The organism is Anoxybacillus eryuanensis, assembly GCF_051200995.1.
Taxonomy (GTDB): Bacteria; Bacillota; Bacilli; order Bacillales; family Anoxybacillaceae; genus Anoxybacillus; species Anoxybacillus tengchongensis.
In genome coordinates this window covers 328,974-344,024 of record NZ_JBPODS010000001.1, presented here as the reverse complement: position 1 = coordinate 344,024, position 15,051 = coordinate 328,974, and the positions used below count along the sequence as shown (strand labels likewise).

Annotated in this window: 18 protein-coding genes; 9 read left to right on the top strand and 9 right to left on the bottom strand. The window is 42.4% G+C overall.

The features are described from left to right. Genes HNQ84_RS01835 through HNQ84_RS01820 form a run of 4 tightly spaced genes read left to right on the top strand, consistent with a single transcriptional unit; the run spans position 1 to position 2,696 of the window. Positions 1-357 (top strand): UPF0738 family protein, encoded by a 357-nt coding sequence (locus HNQ84_RS01835; protein ID WP_435620942.1) that lies wholly within the window; start codon positions 1-3, stop codon positions 355-357. A 12-nt stretch (positions 358-369) separates the two neighbouring features. Then, a complete protein-coding gene (gene yjbM / locus HNQ84_RS01830) occupies positions 370-1,008 on the top strand; it encodes a GTP diphosphokinase (RefSeq protein ID WP_435620941.1) in 639 nt (212 codons plus the stop codon). A gap of 5 nt (positions 1,009-1,013) precedes the next feature. Continuing rightward, entirely contained in the window at positions 1,014-1,805 is a 792-nt protein-coding gene (locus HNQ84_RS01825) for an NAD kinase (protein ID WP_435620940.1), read from the top strand. Positions 1,806-1,817: 12 nt separating this feature from the next. Further along, on the top strand, positions 1,818-2,696 hold the full coding sequence (locus HNQ84_RS01820) for an RluA family pseudouridine synthase (protein WP_435620939.1): 879 nt from the start codon (positions 1,818-1,820) through the stop codon (positions 2,694-2,696). Here HNQ84_RS01820 and prpE read toward each other — a convergent pair. The 4 genes from prpE to HNQ84_RS01800 all read right to left on the bottom strand — a co-directional run bounded on the left by prpE (position 2,693) and on the right by HNQ84_RS01800 (position 6,349). Continuing rightward, positions 2,693-3,430: a bis(5'-nucleosyl)-tetraphosphatase PrpE gene (gene prpE, locus HNQ84_RS01815; RefSeq protein WP_435620938.1), complete on the bottom strand. Its 738-nt coding sequence runs from the start codon at positions 3,428-3,430 to the stop codon at positions 2,693-2,695. The two genes, HNQ84_RS01820 and prpE, sit on opposite strands and share 4 nt — an antisense overlap. 66 nt (positions 3,431-3,496) lie before the next feature. Next, a complete protein-coding gene (locus HNQ84_RS01810) occupies positions 3,497-3,814 on the bottom strand; it encodes a hypothetical protein (RefSeq protein ID WP_435620937.1) in 318 nt (105 codons plus the stop codon). A 94-nt stretch (positions 3,815-3,908) separates the two neighbouring features. Beyond that, positions 3,909-5,015, bottom strand: coding sequence for an amidase domain-containing protein (locus HNQ84_RS01805; protein WP_435620936.1), 1,107 nt, complete (start codon positions 5,013-5,015; stop codon positions 3,909-3,911). Positions 5,016-5,185: 170 nt separating this feature from the next. Next, positions 5,186-6,349: an FtsW/RodA/SpoVE family cell cycle protein gene (locus HNQ84_RS01800; protein WP_435620935.1), complete on the bottom strand. Its 1,164-nt coding sequence runs from the start codon at positions 6,347-6,349 to the stop codon at positions 5,186-5,188. A 111-nt stretch (positions 6,350-6,460) separates the two neighbouring features. On the opposite strand from HNQ84_RS01800, the gene mgtE reads away from it, so the two are divergent. The 4 genes from mgtE to HNQ84_RS01780 all read left to right on the top strand — a co-directional run bounded on the left by mgtE (position 6,461) and on the right by HNQ84_RS01780 (position 10,041). Next, entirely contained in the window at positions 6,461-7,783 is a 1,323-nt protein-coding gene (gene mgtE / locus HNQ84_RS01795) for a magnesium transporter (RefSeq protein WP_435620934.1), read from the top strand. A gap of 91 nt (positions 7,784-7,874) precedes the next feature. Next, positions 7,875-8,651 (top strand): enoyl-ACP reductase FabI, encoded by a 777-nt coding sequence (gene fabI, locus HNQ84_RS01790; RefSeq protein WP_032100729.1) that lies wholly within the window; start codon positions 7,875-7,877, stop codon positions 8,649-8,651. 136 nt (positions 8,652-8,787) lie between these two features. After that, on the top strand, positions 8,788-9,357 hold the full coding sequence (locus HNQ84_RS01785) for a DUF5626 family protein (RefSeq protein WP_183249349.1): 570 nt from the start codon (positions 8,788-8,790) through the stop codon (positions 9,355-9,357). 327 nt (positions 9,358-9,684) lie between these two features. Further along, positions 9,685-10,041 (top strand): CotO family spore coat protein, encoded by a 357-nt coding sequence (locus HNQ84_RS01780; RefSeq protein WP_435620933.1) that lies wholly within the window; start codon positions 9,685-9,687, stop codon positions 10,039-10,041. On the opposite strand, the gene HNQ84_RS01775 is transcribed toward HNQ84_RS01780, so the two are convergent. Genes HNQ84_RS01775 through HNQ84_RS01760 form a run of 4 tightly spaced genes read right to left on the bottom strand, consistent with a single transcriptional unit; the run spans position 10,025 to position 13,716 of the window. Beyond that, entirely contained in the window at positions 10,025-11,161 is a 1,137-nt protein-coding gene (locus tag HNQ84_RS01775; protein ID WP_435620932.1) for a glycosyltransferase family 4 protein, read from the bottom strand. The two genes, HNQ84_RS01780 and HNQ84_RS01775, sit on opposite strands and share 17 nt — an antisense overlap. 2 nt (positions 11,162-11,163) lie before the next feature. Then, positions 11,164-12,105, bottom strand: a complete 942-nt coding sequence (locus tag HNQ84_RS01770) for an NAD-dependent epimerase/dehydratase family protein (protein WP_435620931.1) — start codon at positions 12,103-12,105, stop codon at positions 11,164-11,166. Continuing rightward, on the bottom strand, positions 12,102-13,373 hold the full coding sequence (locus HNQ84_RS01765; RefSeq protein ID WP_435621019.1) for a UDP-glucose dehydrogenase family protein: 1,272 nt from the start codon (positions 13,371-13,373) through the stop codon (positions 12,102-12,104). The genes HNQ84_RS01770 and HNQ84_RS01765 overlap by 4 nt, the downstream gene beginning before the upstream one ends. 13 nt (positions 13,374-13,386) lie before the next feature. Further along, positions 13,387-13,716: a hypothetical protein gene (locus HNQ84_RS01760; RefSeq protein ID WP_435620930.1), complete on the bottom strand. Its 330-nt coding sequence runs from the start codon at positions 13,714-13,716 to the stop codon at positions 13,387-13,389. Between the two features lie 125 nt (positions 13,717-13,841). Here HNQ84_RS01760 and HNQ84_RS01755 point away from each other — a divergent pair, with 125 nt between their 5' ends. Beyond that, a complete protein-coding gene (locus tag HNQ84_RS01755) occupies positions 13,842-14,174 on the top strand; it encodes a DUF1360 domain-containing protein (RefSeq protein ID WP_183240347.1) in 333 nt (110 codons plus the stop codon). A gap of 21 nt (positions 14,175-14,195) precedes the next feature. Here the strand turns inward: HNQ84_RS01755 and HNQ84_RS01750 are convergent, their stop codons facing one another. Next, on the bottom strand, positions 14,196-14,873 hold the full coding sequence (locus tag HNQ84_RS01750) for a hypothetical protein (RefSeq protein ID WP_435620929.1): 678 nt from the start codon (positions 14,871-14,873) through the stop codon (positions 14,196-14,198). Positions 14,874-15,051 lie beyond the last annotated feature (178 nt).

The window sequence follows — 15,051 nt, the reverse complement described above, 5'->3', positions numbered from 1 at the left end:
ATGAAAATATATGTGCATACAGCAGAAAAAAAAGAACATGGATGGTACGTCACATGTGAGGCGTCGCTTCAAGGCTTAAAGCCAAAACAACATATGCTTGTTGATTCTGATGCGTGTGCGTTTGTATACATATTAGAAGCGAGTGATGCGTTCGTTTATGTCGTCATGCCTAAAGACGTATGGGGGGCGATGAAAGAAGCGCTTCGTACAAACGAGCCGATGTTTCTTGTCGGGAGTGATGCAACGATCGAGCTAGAAGGCATTCATGAAGAAGTGGCGTACTTAATTGAAAATATTGAAGGAAATGCAAATTACGGTGAAGAAATGGAACAGGCGGTAACGGCATTTTTCGCATAAGTAGGTGGTTGAATGGAAAGACATTGGGAGTTTTTTTTAGCACCGTACAAACAAGCGGTTGAAGAGTTGAAAGTAAAGCTCAAGGGGATGCGTACTCAATTTGAAATGCAAGGCATTCATTCACCGATTGAATTTGTGACAGGAAGAGTGAAGCCGATTGCGAGCATTTTAGATAAGGCACAAAAGAAAAATATTCCGCTCGATCAACTCGAACAACAAATGCAAGATATTGCGGGATTGCGTATGATGTGCCAATTTGTTGACGACATTCAAACGGTTGTCGAACTGTTGCGCAAGCGAAACGATTTTACCATTGTCGAAGAACGTGATTATATTACGCAAAAAAAAGATAGCGGTTATCGTTCGTATCATGTCGTCATTCGTTATCCGGTGCAAATGATTTATGGTGAGAAAAACATTTTAGTCGAAATTCAAATTCGCACGCTGGCGATGAACTTTTGGGCGACGATCGAACATTCGTTAAACTATAAGTATAGCGGCAAGTTTCCAGAAGATATTCGACAGCGATTACAGCGGGCTGCGGAAGCCGCATATTTGCTAGACGAAGAAATGTCGAAAATTCGTTTTGAAATTCAAGAGGCACAAGCGGCGTTTTCGCGCAAGCAAGAAGTAAAAGATAATGAGGGGTGAGGCGCGTGAAGTTTGCGGTCATATCAAAAGGGGATGCGATATCAAACGAATGTATGTATAAAATTCGTACATATTTAACCGATTTTCGCCTGACGTATGATGAAGATGAACCGGATATCGTTATTTCGGTCGGAGGGGATGGGACGTTATTGTATGCGTTTCATCGTTATCGAAGTCGGTTGGAGCAAACAGCGTTTGTCGGGGTACATACGGGGCATTTAGGATTTTATGCGGATTGGGTGCCTGATGAAATTGAAAAGCTCGTCATCGCCATTGCGAAAACGCCGTATCAAGTCGTCGAATATCCGCTTCTTGAGGTAACGATTCGATATGTGAGCGGCGGACGTGAGGCAAAATATTTAGCGCTCAATGAATGTACAGTAAAAAGTGTGGGCGGCACGCTTGTGATGGATGTTGAAATTCGGGGAGAATTGTTTGAAACGTTTCGCGGGGATGGGTTATGCATTTCGACGCCATCGGGAAGCACAGCATACAATAAAGCGCTTGGCGGTGCCATTTTACATCCGTCGCTGGAAGCGATTCAAGTGGCGGAAATGGCGTCCATAAACAACCGCATTTTCCGGACGATCGGCTCACCGCTTATTTTGCCAGCGCATCATACGTGTATGTTAAAGCCGGTCAATGACGTCGATTTTCAAATTACGATTGATCATTTATCGCTATTGCATAAAGATGTGAAGTCGATTCAATGCCGCGTCGCCGATGAAAAAATTCGCTTTGCTCGTTTTCGTCCGTTCCCGTTTTGGAAGCGTGTACGCGAATCATTTATTCAGTAGAAAGGGATTTGTATGTTTCAACTTCGTTGGATCGTTACACAACAACAAGACGGCATGCTCGTTCGTGAATTTTTAAAACAACAACATATTTCAAAAACAGCGCTCACCGATATTAAATTTCAAGGGGGAAGAATAGAAGTGAACGATATGCCTGTGACTGTTCGTTACGTGCTAAAAGCAGGCGATGAAGTGTGCGTTTCGTTTCCCCCAGAACAAAAAAGTGCCCATATGGTCGCTCAGCCGATTCCGCTTTCGATTGTGTATGAAGATGATTACGTGATTGTTATTAATAAACCGCCACATATGGCAACGATTCCGTCGCGTGAACATCCGCAAGGGACGCTTGCGAATGCGCTATTGTATCATTATGAACGACAACATTTGCAAGCGACGGTGCATGTCGTCACAAGGCTTGACCGCGACACATCTGGACTTGTGCTTGTCGCAAAACATCGCCACGTGCATCATATATTAAGCGAACAACAAAAACAAGGTGGAGTGAAGCGGCGCTACGAAGCGATTTGTCATGGGTATGTGACCCCGCTTGTTGGGACGATTGATGCGCCGATTGGGCGAAAAGGAGAAAGCATTATTGAGCGGGAAGTGCGACCAGACGGTCAGCGCGCCGTGACACACTACGCCGTATTACAATATAAAAACGAGATGTCGCACGTGTCGATTCAATTAGAAACGGGGCGCACGCATCAAATTCGCGTCCATTTTTCTTATCTCGGTCATCCGCTCGTCGGCGATGATTTATATGGCGGTTTTCGGGAGCAAATCGACCGCCAAGCGTTGCATAGTTGTGAGCTGGCGTTTTTTCATCCGTTTCTCGAAAAAACGATGACGTTTCATGCGCCGCTCCCTCATGACATGGCCCGTTTGCTTTAGTCAAACGGGCGAAATTTTTCTGCAACATATGGCATCGTTGATGGAACAGAAACGGTCTCCATTTCTGGATAGCGAAGGGCTGTGAGTTGTCCGCCGAATACGCAGCCGGTGTCGATGTTGACCGTGTTATTTAGCCAGCGCGGTTCTTTAACGGGCGTATGCCCATATACGATGAGCGCATCTCCTCGGTAATGTTTTGCCCAATCGCGACGAACGGGGGAGCCGTCTGGATGTTTTTCTCCTGTAATATCGCCGTATAAGACGAACGTTTTTACTTTTTGATTCGATTTGCCAATATAGTCTTCCCGGATGCCCGCATGAGCGATGACGAGTTTGCGATCGTCTAATACGGCGTAAAGCGGTGCGTTTTCGTATAAGTTCATAAACTGTGTGCGAATGCGTGCTTTCGTTTTTTCATCGGCTCGTTCCCATTCAGCAACCGTCGTTTCAAGCCCATGTGTCACTTGCACATTTCGTCCGAGAAAAAAACGATACAATTTGTCGCAATGATTGCCCGGGACGTACACCGCCCCGTGCTGTTTAACGAGTGAAACGACTGTATCGATGACTCGTAACGACTGCGGACCGCGATCAGCTAAATCGCCGACGAAGGCGAGCTTTCGCCCGTTCGGATGAATCGGGACATCATTTTCCCAGACGTAGCCAAGCTTTTTTGTTAATAACATCAATTCGTGAAAACAGCCGTGAATATCGCCGATAATGTCGTATATCATCTATTGATCTTCCTTTTTTACTATTCATTATGTACAACAAATCCCCAGGGCAATACGCGCTGGGGACTACTCATTTTTTTGCCAAAAGATTTTTGGATCATATTCCGTAATTGTCATTTTGTCGTTATAAATACTTACTTGAATAAGTCGATCATCCTTACTAAACATATAACGATTTTCACCAATCTTCTTTATCGCTTCTTCATCTTTCCAACCCTCATTCACAATTATCTGATAGAAAGGATGAGACGGTATTAAGTCAGGTGACATAGGTTCTTTTAATTGGAACATAGCTTGTTCGATGAAGACAGGATGTACCTTCCTTTTATCGCTATCTATTTTTATAACTTTTGCTCCTTCAGGAATTGGAAATCCATTATACATAGGGATCTCTTTATTATTGCATCCTATCAACAAACTTAACAAGATAAATAACAATATACACTTCTTCAATGTTTTCTCCTCACTTTAAACTTCACTAATTAGAACACCAGTAATCATTTGTTTGAATAAAGTAATGTTTTGCTGACGGATTGACTGACTTCCAAGGGCGATTATAGTCACTTGGAGTATGTTGAGCAGTTAAAGGTTCTCCGTTGCTATCATAATTCACTACAATAGAAAGGTGATCGAAATAACCATCGTTGTCAAAGTCATATCCAACAAGGCTGCCTACTTTCAAATCTTTTACATTACTTATATAATAAGCACCTAATCCGCCTGCATCATCGTTTCTTCTTGCATAATATACATAATCATGGGCAACAGACCAACTTGTAGTGTTTTGATTACCTTGATACCACCAACGCAAATCACCCCACCAATCCATATTTACCCCACCACCACGGTTAATTGCTTGTGAAATAAAGTTCGTGCAGTTGTTTGCAAAGACTCTAAAGTCAGGGTTATTTTTGTTATACCAATTGTATGCGTATGATTTAGCACCTGATCGATCGTACAAATGCTGTGTGGACATGATACTTATATCGTTAAATGTTTTAACAGCAGTGTGCTGTTTAGCCATCTCTTCGATTGTAGGTAAGTTGTGGTTTGGAAATTGTTCGTCTAAGTAGTCCATTTCATCCTCGAATTTGTAGTCAACTAATAAATATGAATCGCTTCTTTTGTTTTCGTTAAAAGAGAAAACAAACTCATGTGTTCTTGTCTCGAGCCATGGATGTTCCTCCATCCGTTTTTTATTTTTGTACTGGTAGTATTTAGCTACTTCCACACGTAAGCTCAATTTGATTGCTTCATTCATTTTATCTATTTGCACATCATCCACGTTTAAAATTTCTATTTTTTTGTATGATGCACCTAATTCATTTATATAACTTTTATCTCTCTTTATAATACTTTCCAATCTCAATTGCGACTTAGTGTTTTTCAGTTGAAGTATTTTACTTTCTTCTTGTTGTTGAGAAATAAGAGAGTTGTATCTCTTTTCAATAACTTTTAAAGCTTCTTGAACAACTTTATTTTTCTCTTGCTCGCTTATATTGTTGTTATGGGCAAAAGTAGCGGAAACAGGGTGAATGGAAAAGAAAAGCAAAATAAAAAGAGTGGAGATGAAAATATTTCTCATATGGAAACCTCCTTTTTTTCTAAAAGAAAATTTTATAAATCAAGAATAATTTTAACATGTAAGTAAAAATTGTTTCAATAGGTATTATTTACCGTAATTGTGTTAGTGCGTCATCGTATATTTGAGGGGGGACAAAAACGATAGGGGAGGTGACAAATTCTAAACCTCCCCTATTGTTCAGCAGAAAACATAAATTTTTGTGTGCGAGAACGGACGTTTAAGACAAGCCCGATCGCAAGCATGTATGTGGCAAGCGAGCTTCCGCCGTAGCTGACGAACGGAAGCGGAAGGCCTGTGATGGGTAGTAACCCGATCGTCATGCCGACGTTTTGGAACACTTGGAACGTAATCATGCCGATGACACCGGCGCATAAATAACTCCCAAATGGGTCGTGGCATTCTAACGCAATTTGAATCATGCGGTAAATTAATAAGAAAAAGAGCGATACGACGATGCTTGCGCCAATAAAGCCGAATTGTTCTCCGATGATGCTAAAAATGAAATCGGTATGCGACTCTGGCAAATAGACGTCTAAATTTTTATATCCTTTTCCATATAACTCTCCTGAGCCGATTGCAAGCAGCGATTTAATGAGCTGAAACCCTTGATCGCTTGAATATTCATACGGATTCAGCCAACCGTAAAAACGGTTTAATTGATATTGTTGAATTTTTAACACATCTGGGAAATATAAAAACGCCACGATAAACGCTGTCGCTCCGAGTACAGCGAGACCGACGATGGCAGCGATAATGCGCAGCCGAATGCCGGACACGAGAATGAGCGAACCAGCAATCGCCATAAACACCATCGACATCCCCATGTCTGGTTGACGCGCAAGTAAAAAAAGTGGCGGCACGAGCGATAATACGATTTTACCAAGCAATTTTAAATCGTCTTGTAACGTCGGATCATGGTACTTCTCGCGATGGTTGACGATCATACGGCTAATGACGATAATCATAAAAATTTTCATCAGCTCAGACGGCTGAAAGTTTCCGCCCGGCAGGCTGTACCAGCTCGTTGCCCCTTTAATCGTTACTGTACCCGGGACGTTTAATTCTAATCCAAGTAAAAGAATGATTCCGAAGCCATATAAATACCAAGCGATTTTAAATAGTCGATCGTAATCGAAAAGCATCGTTACAGCAATGACGACGGCACCAATGACGTACCACATGAGCTGCTTTTGCGCAAAGTTAATATGTTGCAGTTTAACAGGAAGCGTCTCGCGCGCACTTTCGATGGCGATGGCGCTCACAACTGCGATTAAAAATAAAATAAACAATAAATGATAATCTATTTTCGTTTGAGACGTTTTTTCATTTTCCATTGTTGTTCCCCCTGCATTTCATCGTGCATTATCATTTTACATTGTCAGTTGCAAGTTGGCAAAGATTCGCGCATAATAAAAAAAGCGATTTTTGTCGAGAGGAGGGGTATTATGTTACAGGCGTTATATGATGAAAAGATGGAAGAGTTTCGCCGACAGTTTTTAAAATTGCATCCGTATGATCGGGCGAAGTTTTACGTCGAACAAAGCCCAGAAGTAAGAAAGCGGATGTATGAATATTTATCACCAGCGGAAATGGCGGAAATTTTTGACCATCTCGACATTGAAGAAGATGAATATAAAATTTATTTATCGGAAATGGATCCGCTATTTGTCGCGCAAATGCTCGCGCACATGTATGCGGACAATGCCGCGGACGTATTAAATGAGCTCGATAAAAAAGAAGTGGCGAATTATTTAACAATTATGGATGATGAAGCGGCGAAAGATATTCAAGGGTTGCTTCATTATAAAGAATATACGGCCGGAAGCATTATGACAACGGAATATATCGCCATTCATGCCAATCAAACGGTGCGTTCGGCGATGCAAATTTTAAAAAAAGAAGCAGCGCAAGCGGAGACGATTTATTATTTGTACGTCGTGAATGAACAGCGTCAGCTCGTCGGCGTATTGTCGCTTCGTGAACTATTGACATCGGATGATGATGAAATGATTGTCGACATTATGAACGACCGTGTCGTGTCCGTATTTGTTGATGAAGATCAAGAAGATGTGGCCCGTAAAATGCAAAATTACAACTTTTTAGCCCTTCCTGTCGTCGATGCAAACAATCATTTACTCGGTATTATTACCGTTGATGACATTGTTGACGTCATTTCGGAAGAAGCAACAGACGACTATTCAAAACTGGCAGGAGTTCCTGATGTCGATATTCAATACACCCCGTTCGAAGCGGCGAAAAAACGGTTGCCATGGCTGATTATTTTATTGTTTTTAGGGATGATGACCGCGAATTTAATTAGCCGTTTTGAAGATACACTACAAAAAGTAGCGATTTTAGCCGTGTTTATTCCGCTCATTGCCGGCATGTCAGGAAATACAGGGACGCAGTCGTTAGCGGTCGCTGTACGTCGTCTTGCGATGGGCGATTTAGAAAAAGAAGGAAAGTGGAGTATGATTGCGCGCGAGGCGTTGACAGGATTGCTTATTGGGCTATCGTGTGGCGTCGTCATTACGATTGTCGTGTATGTATGGAAACAACAGTTTTTCTTAGGTGTGCTCGTCGGATTAGCGTTATTTGCAACGTTGACGGTTGCGACAGTTGCGGGGGCGCTCATTCCGCTTTTTATGCATAAACTGCGCATCGACCCTGCTGTTGCCTCTGGTCCGTTTATTACGACGATTAACGATTTAATTAGCATTCTCATTTATTTCGGTTTAGCGACGATGTTTATGGACTATTTATTATAAATTCCCTATTTGAAAGTAGGGAATTTTTTGTTATAATCATATTAATACTAGGTTCTAATAACAAATCATAAAATTAAGGGGATGAACGAATATGCAATTATCATTACAAGGGAAAACGTACGTCGTGATGGGTGTGGCGAATAAACGAAGCATCGCTTGGGGCATTGCACGCGCGCTTCATGCGGCAGGGGCGCGGTTAATTTTTACATATGCAGGTGAGCGTTTTGAAAATGAGGTAAAAAAATTAGTTGCGACGTTAGAAGATGACAGAGCGCTTGTGTTACCTTGCGATGTGACGAAAGATGACGAAATTGAGGCATGCTTTGCGCAAATCAAAGAGCAAGTTGGCGTCATTCACGGTCTTGCCCATTGTATCGCATTTGCGAATAAAGAACATTTAGAAGGCGAGTACATGAACGTCGATCGCGAAGGATTTTTACTTGCGCACAATATTAGCGCGTATTCGTTAACAGCTGTGGCGAAAGCGGCGAAAGAGTTAATGACAGAAGGTGGCAGCATCGTCACATTAACGTATTTAGGCGGCGAGCGCGTCGTGCAAAACTATAACGTCATGGGTGTGGCGAAAGCGTCGTTAGAAGCGAGCGTGAAATATTTAGCGAACGACTTAGGAAAATACGGCATTCGCGTCAACGCCATTTCCGCCGGTCCAATTCGCACGTTATCTGCGAAAGGCGTCGGCGACTTTAATTCGATTTTAAAAGAAATTGAAGAGCGCGCACCACTGCGTCGCACAACGACACAAGAAGAAGTTGGCGATACGGCACTATTTTTATTTAGCGACTTATCGCGCGGTGTCACAGGCGAAATTATTCACGTCGACTCCGGCTATCACATTTTAGCGCGATAATTTAAAAGCTGTTTGGCATTTGCCAAACAGCTTTTAATTTTTTTACAATTATATGAAATTTATAGAATTATACACTGTTATTTATTATAATACGATTAGTATTTATTAGAAATGGAGGAGAAGGGAGGAATGTTAATTGAGAAAAATTTGGATTCTCACAGTATTACTCACTAACATTTTTGTATTTGGATTTTATGAATCTTTCTCACATGCTTCAGAACTGCCTGTCCAAAAAAACGCAACAGAAGATGCTAAAGAAATTACAGTTCAGTTTGATTTGAAGGATCAAGAAAAACACGAAATCATAGTTGTCGATGAATCTGGAAAAGAAATGACTATTACTATTGAACCGATTATGTTATCCGAAAGAGAGGATTATGGAAGAATAAATCGACCCTCATATCAGCATCTTTTTCCGTACGGGAAATCAACTTATCAAGTAAAAGCAGCGACTCCATATATGGGAATTAGTTATTTTATTGATGTAAATGTTCCTAACAATATTGAAGAATCTAGAATTATTAAAGCGTATTCTTATGATTACTGGATTATCGGTGGAACTCTCAATAATATTTCTTTAAGCTATACAGAAAAAACAGCTAAGTTTTCTGCTGATGTATCATGGTTGGGTGGACTTGGTGGTGCAAATGTTTATGTCAAGGCAACTTTGTCTGGGAACTTGCTTACTATAAGCACAAGAATGTGAAATTTACTACTTAAAACGAATAGATTGAGGATGATTTCTAATGGGTTACTTTTCTCTTGTAGTTATTATCATTATTGTATTTTCATTATTTTTTATTTTGAAATGTTTGTACCATCTAAAGAAAAATAGCGATATACGCATTAAACAAAATGAACAGATTATTCACTTATTAACAGAACAGAGGAAGAAAGATTAATCACAGCTCGTTGTGCTTCTATAGCGACAACTTGAATGGTTAATTTCATTTTTTCGACTGGCGGAATCAAGCTTTTAGCATGCCCGTTTCTTTTTGCGCATATAGTAGTCGTAAAAAGGAGGGGTGTGGGAATGAAAAAACGTGTGGAAAATGCGCCGTTGTTGTATATCGTTCAGCCAAATTTAGGTCCAAAAACGTGCTATATGCAACAAACGTTTCGAACGAAAAAAGAAAAGCCGTCGTATCCGCCGCCGTCATTTGCGAATTTTCGCGAGATGGATACGACTGAGCGTATTGAATTTTTAGCGACGCTTCCGAATGAACTTCGACCGGTGACGTGTGAGTTGAAAACGAAAAACCGCACGTATGAGGGCATTATTCAAACGTGCGATAAGAAAAAAGTCGTTTTTGCATTAAACGATCAAGAAAAAACGATCACGATCCCGCTCGAACATATCGTATCGGTATCGCTTATTGGCAAATCGTAATATATAAACGTTCAAGCTGCTCGGCTGTGTTTGCGAAGGAAAACATCGTTTCTGCTCGTTTTCGTCCTTCGTAAGCAAGGGCGAGCGCTTTTTCTTTGTCGTGCAATAGTTCGTTTATGGCGCGGGCGAACGCTTTTGGCGACGCATAGTCGTCAATGACGAGCCCGTTTTTGTGATGTTCAATCACTTCGCTATTTCCGCCGCGGTTTGTCGTAATGATCGGAACGCCTGCGGCCATTGCTTCATAATGCACGCGAGCGAGCGGCTCGTGCCATTGCGAACTGCAAACGAACACATCGCCCATCGTGAATATGTGTGGAATATGTTCAGACGGAATATAGTTCGTAAATTGAATGCGGTCTTTGTAAGGTTTGGCGAGCCGATGAAGAAAGCGAACGTATTCGTTCGGGCGGTTGTCGCTAAACCATTTCCCGCCGACGATGATGAGTTTTGCTTTTGGATGGTGGATTAATACGTGATTCATGCTTTCAATGAGTACATGTACCCCTTTTGTTTCACTTAATCGTCCGATAAATAAAATGACGTCATCGTCTTCGGCAATAAAGCGTTGTCGCATAGTGGTGCGCATTTGTTTTCCTTCGTCTGTCCATGGCGGCGTGTAGCGCGTCACATCAACGCCGGAGTAGACGACTTGAATTTTATCGTCTGGCACATCGTATCGTTTTGTGACGGTGCGTTTCATATACGCGCTGACGGTTGTGATGAGATCCACTTCCGCAATGACTCGTTCGGCAACGTCACGTTTCATTTTCATCGGTGAAAACATATCGTTATGCAAACTTGTGACAAAGCGGCTGTTTGGTGCCGCTTGTTTGTAAAATAACACGTTTGCGGGACGGTTAAACACGTGAATGACGTCAAACGTGCGCTTTTTTAGTTCGTTTACGATATGTTGTTCGTACTGTTCTTTTGGTACACGTACGTATTCGATGCCATCACGTATTTCGTATATCGGAAGCGAAGGGTCGGTAATGGAAAAAATGGTGAGCGAACGTTTTTCGGCAAAAAACGGGGCGATGCCATCAATCATAAGTTGAATGGCGCCCCCTTTCACTGCAGGCGACGGCAATTTTTCTGTACAAATGAAGGCGATGCGCATAACTACCTCCCATAAAGCGAGCGAATATATTCGACTTCGCGGCGTAATCCTTCTTGCAATGATACGTTTGGAGCGTACGAAAGGATGCGTTCCGCTTTCGAAATGTCCGCCCACGTATGTTTCGGTTCACCGATCGCTTGATTCATATATTGTTTGTTTGCTTGTTTACCGATCATTTCTTCAAGGGTGGCGATGACGTCGTTAATAGATGCGCGCTCTTTTCCACCAATATTGAACGTTTCGCCAATCGCTTTGTCGTTGCCAAGCACAGCGAGCGTGCCATTGACGCAATCGGAAATGTACGTAAAGTCGCGCGTTTGTGTGCCGTCTCCGAAAATTGTCATCGGCTCATCAAACAGCATTTGGCGAATAAAACGATGAAACGCCATATCAGTTCGCTGGCGTGGACCGTACACGGTAAAATAACGCAAAATCGTCGTCGGCACGCCAAACTCCGAGCCATATACGTGGCATAAATGTTCACCAGCAAGCTTCGTTATGCCGTACGGTGAAAGCGGAGTCGGAGTCATGTTTTCATGCACGCGCCCATGTTTTTCGCCATAAACGGATGACGTTGACGTATAAATGAACTGTTTTGGGCGGTGTTGTTTACACGCTTCAAGCAATCGTTGTGTCGCTAATATGTTATGTGTCGTATATAAATCAAATGACGTTCCCCAGCTTGTGCGCACCCCCGGCATGCCAGCCAAATGATAAATGACGTCGACTTGTTTGACGATGTCGTCAAGCGGCAACGACAACAAATCGCCTTCGAGCCATGTAAAACGGTCATGTTTTTTTAACGTGTCGATCGTTTTTTCTTTCCATTCTTTTGGCGTCGGGCCGGTGAATGAGTCGATGCCGATGACGTGATGATGCTGTAGCAATGCTTCGCATACGTGCGAGCCGATAAAGCCAGCTGCTCCGGTAACAAGTATGTTCATCCGCGCCCCACCCCTATATAGTTTAGTCCTGCGTTCATGATCGCCTCACGAGGCAAGCTATTTCGTCCATCGATGACGACGTTTCCGTTCATCATTCCTTTTACTTCTTCCCAGTTTAGTTGTTTGTACGCATCCCAATCGGTCGCAACGATAAGCGCATCGGCTTGTTGAATGGCTTTTTGTATCGTTTTTGCTTGTTTTACAGCGACGTCGTTTGGAACAACAGCTTTCGGATCATGGGCGATGACATCGGCACCGAGGGCGTGCAATTTTTTTATAAACGACAAAGCAGGCGATTCACGAATATCGTCTGTGTTCGGTTTAAAGGCGATGCCAAGGACGGCAATCCGTTTGCCGGCAAGTGCACCTAACGTTCGTTTCATTTTTTGAATGTACCAATGGATTTGCGTGTCGTTAATCGTTTTTGTCGCTTCTAACATATACGGGCGCACCATTTGTTCATATGCCATTTGTATGAGGGCTGTCACATCTTTCGGGAAACAAGAGCCACCGTACCCAATACCCGCTTGTAAAAAATGTCGCCCGATGCGTTCGTCAAGCCCGATGCCTTTTGCGACATCGACAACGTCGACGCCGTACGCTTCACAAAGGCGTGCCATTTCGTTTATAAACGAAATTTTCGTTGCTAGAAAGGCGTTGGCGGCATATTTTATCATTTCAGCACCATTTAAACTTGTGACGACATATGGCGCGTGAATGCCGGCATATAATGTTTGCATAACGGAAAGGGAACGATCATCATCGTCACGTAAGCCGATGACGATACGGTCGGGATGTAACGAATCGTAAATGGCAGAGCCTTCGCGCAAAAATTCAGGGTTCGAGACGATGCGCACATGTTTTCCTTCATTTTTTAAGCGTTTATATATGCGTTCGTTCGTTCCGATCGGGACAGTACTTTTCATGACAAGTGTTTGATGATCGCTTATATATGGAGTAAGCGTATCCATGGCGCGATGGACGTACGAGACGTCTGGTTTTCCTTTTAAGTCAGGCGGTGTGCCGACGCAAATAAAAATGACGTCTGCTTCTTTTATATGTTGTTCGTTGTGATGAAAAAAAAGCCGACTTTTATAGTCGGTTAACAACTCAGCTAAACCCGGCTCGTAAATCGGAACATTCCCGCGCTGTAAGGCGGCAATTTTTTGTTCATTTTCATCGATGCAATGAACGGTATGCCCAAGTTTAGCAAGAACAGCTGCTGTTGTTAATCCGACATAACCGGCACCAATCATACAAACGTTCATAAGTTCACTTCCTTTATTCGTCTTCGTCTTCTGTTTTTTTCGTTCCAATTGTTGTTGTTTGTTCAGTTGCCGCAACGAGCGCTTCGGTTGGAAACTCCACTGCGACGATGTCACGGCAGTTGATGATCATTGATTTTCCACCGCTTTCGTAAAATGGGTCAACGATGATGGTTAATGTTTTCGATGTTGTGTCTAGTTGAACGAGTTGAGCGTTATAGTATGTTTCTTTGTTCGTATGCACGTGCAGTTCTGTTCCTTCGCTTAATGTCGTAAGCGTAGCGCATATATGTTGTACGTGACGTTGGCGAGCTAAAAAGTCTTTGCTGAAAAAAATGTTATACACAGTTTCACATCCTTTTTTGTGAAATGACTCATTGCATTATATGTGAAACAATAAAAAACGGAATAGGCGAACGTACTGCATGTTTTTTACATAAGCAACATAAAGTGAAGCGAGGAGGCGAAAAAATGGATGTTTTTCACTTTTTTCTTTTATGTATCGCTTCATTTCGTTTGACGCGCTTACTCGTATATGATCGCATTACATCGTTTTTGCGTGCGCCGTTTCATGATGAGTTCGAACAAGATGGAGAGACGTATATTGTCGTGAAAGGAACGGGGCTAAAAAAGTGGATCGGGGAGTTGTTAAGCTGTCATTGGTGCACAGGCATATGGTGTGCAACGGCATTGTATGTCGGAGCGACATATATGGCGCCGATCGTCATGCCGATTGTTTCCGTGTTAGCCATTGCAGGATGTGCGGCGTTTATTGAGGTCGTTGTTCAAAAATCGAGCCAATAAAAAAAGCGGGCGAATGCCTGCTTATTTATTAATAACGATATGATTAAAAGATGATACCCCTTGTTTCAGTTGGCGGAAATAAACGAACCCTTCGACGACAACTGTTTGTACGACGCGCAATTCAAATGACGGAAAACGCAGTTGTTCATTTGGTAAAAGCGTCGTTTCATCGATCGGTTTTAGCCAATATTCCCCGTCTTTTATTTTCTGGCGCCAATCTTCGACCGCAAACGTCCAGCCATCTTCCTCTTGCAGTTGGCGAAATGAAAATTTTCCGCTTAATTGAGCGTGATCGGCAGGGCGGAGACGAAGGCAAATGATCGGGTCATGGAGTGGCATATTGCCGGCATTGTCAATGACGAAATCGCCAATAATCGTCACATGTTCTTCTTTTTCTTCTGGGATCATGACCGCATATGCAAAATAGGCGTTGGCGCGCACGATGTCTTCTTTTTTTGTTTCTTTTTTTCGTTTTTTTTCTTCTTCAAGCGCCACTTCGTAAAAAAGAAGTTGCTGCTTCAGATGCTCCATCGTTCGTTCGTATTCGTCTAGTTGTTCGAGCTGCTTTTGGACGTATTGATTGCGTAGCTGCTCGCGTTTTAGTTCGGTTTCGACAAGCTGCAATAGTTGCTTATATTTTGCTACTTCCGAGCGATAATGAATAATTTTTTGTTGCAGTTGAATATGTTGGTTGTTCATCTCCTCCCCCCTATAAGCATTCTGGACATCCTTGCCAACCATTTGGAGTCATATGACTTGGTGGAACGATAAACATCGAACAAATGAAAAATACGACCCATATTTTTTTCGTCATTTCATGTCATCCTCTCCTTTTGTTGTTTCAATATTCATTTTATTTTATCATATGTCATATATA

Bases quoted from the DNA above. Each gene is read 5' to 3' on its own strand.
- HNQ84_RS01765 (WP_435621019.1), bottom strand. From the start codon at position 13,373: ATGAACGTTTGTATGATTGGTGCCGGTTATGTCGGATTAACAACAGCA.
- yjbM (WP_435620941.1), top strand. From the start codon at position 370: ATGGAAAGACATTGGGAGTTTTTTTTAGCACCGTACAAACAAGCGGTT.
- prpE (WP_435620938.1), bottom strand. From the start codon at position 3,430: ATGATATACGACATTATCGGCGATATTCACGGCTGTTTTCACGAATTG.
- HNQ84_RS01800 (WP_435620935.1), bottom strand. From the start codon at position 6,349: ATGGAAAATGAAAAAACGTCTCAAACGAAAATAGATTATCATTTATTG.
- HNQ84_RS01835 (WP_435620942.1), top strand. From the start codon at position 1: ATGAAAATATATGTGCATACAGCAGAAAAAAAAGAACATGGATGGTAC.
- fabI (WP_032100729.1), top strand. From the start codon at position 7,875: ATGCAATTATCATTACAAGGGAAAACGTACGTCGTGATGGGTGTGGCG.
- HNQ84_RS01805 (WP_435620936.1), bottom strand. From the start codon at position 5,015: ATGAGAAATATTTTCATCTCCACTCTTTTTATTTTGCTTTTCTTTTCC.
- HNQ84_RS01820 (WP_435620939.1), top strand. From the start codon at position 1,818: ATGTTTCAACTTCGTTGGATCGTTACACAACAACAAGACGGCATGCTC.
- mgtE (WP_435620934.1), top strand. From the start codon at position 6,461: ATGTTACAGGCGTTATATGATGAAAAGATGGAAGAGTTTCGCCGACAG.
- HNQ84_RS01750 (WP_435620929.1), bottom strand. From the start codon at position 14,873: ATGAACAACCAACATATTCAACTGCAACAAAAAATTATTCATTATCGC.
- HNQ84_RS01770 (WP_435620931.1), bottom strand. From the start codon at position 12,105: ATGAACATACTTGTTACCGGAGCAGCTGGCTTTATCGGCTCGCACGTA.
- HNQ84_RS01775 (WP_435620932.1), bottom strand. From the start codon at position 11,161: ATGCGCATCGCCTTCATTTGTACAGAAAAATTGCCGTCGCCTGCAGTG.
- HNQ84_RS01780 (WP_435620933.1), top strand. From the start codon at position 9,685: ATGAAAAAACGTGTGGAAAATGCGCCGTTGTTGTATATCGTTCAGCCA.
- HNQ84_RS01810 (WP_435620937.1), bottom strand. From the start codon at position 3,814: ATGTATAATGGATTTCCAATTCCTGAAGGAGCAAAAGTTATAAAAATA.
- HNQ84_RS01755 (WP_183240347.1), top strand. From the start codon at position 13,842: ATGGATGTTTTTCACTTTTTTCTTTTATGTATCGCTTCATTTCGTTTG.